The 2747-nt window shown below is 34.7% G+C and carries 1 protein-coding gene; it reads left to right on the top strand.

Annotated elements, in window-relative coordinates; translation table 11 throughout:
- Window positions 1-157 precede the first annotated feature (157 nt).
- A complete protein-coding gene (locus tag AFK68_RS03015) occupies window positions 158-1975 on the top strand; it encodes a bifunctional serine/threonine-protein kinase/formylglycine-generating enzyme family protein (protein WP_143437464.1) in 1818 nt (605 codons plus the stop codon).
- Window positions 1976-2747: the final 772 nt, after the last annotated feature.

Below are 2747 nucleotides of genomic sequence, written 5' to 3'. Positions count from 1 at the left end.
GAAAAATCAAGGTTTAAAGCCTTCTATTTCCTAGATAAAAAAAGTGCTAATATATTTCCTGATATTCAATTCCGTTATGGTTTTACATGAGGTAATTATTAATTATCAATTATCCATTATCAATTATCCATTATTAATTAATCCCTATTCCCTAAATATGAAATACTGGAAGTCAGGTAAACAACTACAAGATAATAAATATATAATTCAAGACCTCCTTGGTATTGGAGGTTTTGGTACTACTTATCGTGCTTTGGAACAAAACTCTAATCAATTAGTTGCTATTAAAACTCTCAATTATCGAGTCCAAAGAAAACCAAATTTTGATAAACTCCAAGAAAATTTTTTAAATGAAGCTTTATGTTTAGCAAAATGTCATCATCCTAATGTTGTAGAAGTTCATCGCCTTTTTAAAGAAAATAAATTATGGTGTATGGTGATGGAATATATAGATGGAGATGATTTAGGAATTTATCGTGAAGAGCAAGGGGGAGTTATATCAGAAAGTGAAGCAATACACATTATTAAACAAGTAGGAGAATCACTAATTTTTGTACATAACCAAGGATTTTTGCATCGCGATGTTAAACCTCAAAATATTATTCTTCGCCGGAATACTTTAGAAGCGGTATTAATTGATTTTGGTTTGGCGCGAGAATTTGATAGTGGTAGTGTACAAAGCCATACAACAGATAGTACATTATATTTTGCTCCAATTGAACAGTATGAAAGACGAGCAAAACGGGGAGCTTTTACTGATATTTATGCTTTAGCTGCTACTTTATATGTTTTATTAACAGGTGAAATGCCGACACCTGCAAAAATTAGACAGGAAGGAAAAATACCATTAATAGCACCAAAAGAATATAATTCAAAAATTAGTGATTCGGTAAATAATGCAATTATTAGAGGGATGAAATTAGAACCGGAAGAACGCCCTAAGTTTGTTGTTGAATGGTTAACTTTATTATCACAACCACAAGAATTTTTCACGACTAATGTACTTTCAACCTTGCCACCTACTTTGCCAATAATTACTGACATTCCTCCAGAATTAATAACTTTTGATTCTAGTACAGAATTAGTAACTGTTGATGCGAGTACCGAACCAGAATTGCAAACTTTTAAATTTGAAGTTTTAACAATCAAAATTAGCTCTAGGTATGAAATATCTGAGACTATAAAAGAACAAGGAGAAGCTCAACAATTCATTGAAAATATTGGTGATAATATTATCCTAGAAATGGTATCTATTCCCGGCAATAGTTTCTGGATGGGTTCCCCAGAAACAGCAACAGAAAAATGGGAAACAGAAACTCCTCAACATCCAGTCACAATAGCACCTTTATTTATTAGTAAATATCCTATTACTCAAGCACAATGGCAAGTAATTATGGGAAAAAATCCTGCTAACTTTAAAGGAGAAAATAGACCAGTAGAAATGGTATCTTGGTATGATGCAATTGAATTTTGTAGTCGTCTATCTGCTCAGACAGGAAGAGCTTATCGGTTACTATCAGAGGCAGAATGGGAATATGCTTGTCGAGGTGGGACAACTACATTATTTCACTTTGGAAATATTCTGACACCTGAGCTAGCTAGCTATAATTTCCAAGATGCTTTTGCTTGTACATTGGAACAAAATTATTATGAGCAAACAACAGATTTAGGTAGTTTTTCTGCCAATGCTTTTGGGTTATATGATTTTCATGGCAATGTCTGGGAATGGTGCGCCGATCCCTGGCATGATAATTATGGGGATGCCCCTTCGGATGGTAGTGTATGGGAAAAAGATGGGAATTATGCCTACAGAGTTTTGAGAGGTGGTGGGTGGTTAAACTATCCCAGGGGTTGTCGTAGTGCAAATCGAAATTACAAAAATCCTAGGGGTAGGTATAAGTCCGTGGGGTTTAGGGTTGCTCTTTCTCATCTCTATAGTAGGGGTAGGAGTCAGTCCTCAGGAGTTAGGAGTTAGTAGAAACGGAGAATTTTAGGGGAGGTAGGATTCAATAATTAATAATTAATAATTAATAATTAATAATTAATAATTAACAATTAACAATTAATAATTACCTCTTCTTGAAAAGAGGAGGATTGGTTAAAAGGGAAATTTTTTTCTTCTCTTGGTCGATTGGATATGGCGTTTTGCTCCGCAACATATAAAGCGGAGCGGCTCTGCACTCTTCGGAAGACCGTTCCCTCCGGGACGCTTTCCTACGGAATGCTCCGCAAACATGTCGGCTCAAGCGCCGAAAACGACCGCTTTTTTCTCCTTTAAAGGAGAGGCTTTCAACCCTGGTTTTTCGGTAAGAATTGTCCTTCAATTTTTCTGTCCTTGTCTGCCTTTTATGCTAACTTTTTGATTGTGAAAAGCTGAAACAAGGGCAGTTTTTGGGAATCTCAGAAAGTTAAAGCCTTTACAGGTAAAGGGTTTTAGCATTAATCAGCCAGCCCTAATTAATCAGACTTGAGATGAGAGGTGAGAGAATGTCCTGACCAACCTGGCGTCTACTATAATAATCGTTAAACCTACATTCTGCACTTCCAAAGGAGTCAGGATAAAATCTATAGTAGTCAATATATTTTTCTGAAAATTTGATGAAATAACAAATATTTTTGGAAGTAGATGCACAAAAGGAAGAAGTTGAAATTTTTGGGTAAAATTTTAGTGAATTGGTTTAGGTAGTTTTAAATTTTGTTGAAAAAAATTAATTTTTGTAACTTTCAAATCCCTATATAGCTTATAT

The sequence above is a fragment of the Hydrocoleum sp. CS-953 genome (assembly GCF_002260545.1).
Lineage (GTDB): Bacteria > Cyanobacteriota > Cyanobacteriia > Cyanobacteriales > Microcoleaceae > Trichodesmium.
This window is presented reverse-complemented; position numbering and strand designations above follow the sequence as displayed.